Genomic DNA, 776 nt, shown 5'->3' with positions numbered 1-776 from the left:
CACCAACGACGCGCCGACCCTTGCGGCGGGCGTGGCTGCGGCCAGCGAGGACGGGCCGACGGTGGATGTGGATCTTGCCGCGCTGGGTGATGACATCGACAGCGACGATGACGGCACCACGCTGGGATACGCGATCACCGGCGCGCCCACGGAGGGCAGCGCGTCGATCACCGGCACCACGCTCACCTTCAATCCGGGCACGGCGTTCCAAGACCTTGCCCTCGGCGCGACCCGCGACGTGGTGGTGCAGGTCACTGCGACCGATGCGCATGGGGCGACAGCGGTGAGCGACATCACCGTGACGGTGACCGGCACCAACGAAGCGCCGACGGATCTCAACTTGTCGAATACAAATGTGGCGGAGGGCACCCCCGGGGCAGTCGTTGGTTTTCTCGATGCCGAAGACGGCGATCAGTCTGAGCAACTTACGTATACAATTGTGAATGCCCTCGACGGTGACAAGTTCGCGATAGTAGGCAACGAGCTTCAGGTGGCCTCGACCGGACTGGACAACGAGACGGCGACCAGCCACTCAGTCTTGATAAAGGCGACTGATAAGCACGGAGCCTCCATTGAGCGCTCCTTCACCATCACCGTGGATGATCGTAACGAGATCTTTCTGACGTCGGGCCCCGACAACGTGCCGGGGGCGGCCACGGACGATCTTGTCATGACCACTGCCAACAATCTGAACGCCACTGATCTGCTCCACGGGGGGGCCGGGTTCGACACGCTCCTGCTTCAGAATTCCGGGCAGTTCCAGCTTGGCAGCCTGG

At 63.0% G+C, this 776-nt stretch carries 1 protein-coding gene; it reads left to right on the top strand.

Annotation, left to right across the window (positions count from 1 at the left end; translation table 11 throughout):
- The coding region (locus ACOI1H_RS25935) for an Ig-like domain-containing protein (RefSeq protein WP_422441232.1) at positions 1–776 on the top strand (776 nt) is incomplete at both ends.

The sequence above is a fragment of the Loktanella sp. DJP18 genome (genome assembly GCF_049310965.1).
GTDB lineage: Bacteria > Pseudomonadota > Alphaproteobacteria > Rhodobacterales > Rhodobacteraceae > Loktanella.
This window is presented reverse-complemented; position numbering and strand designations above follow the sequence as displayed.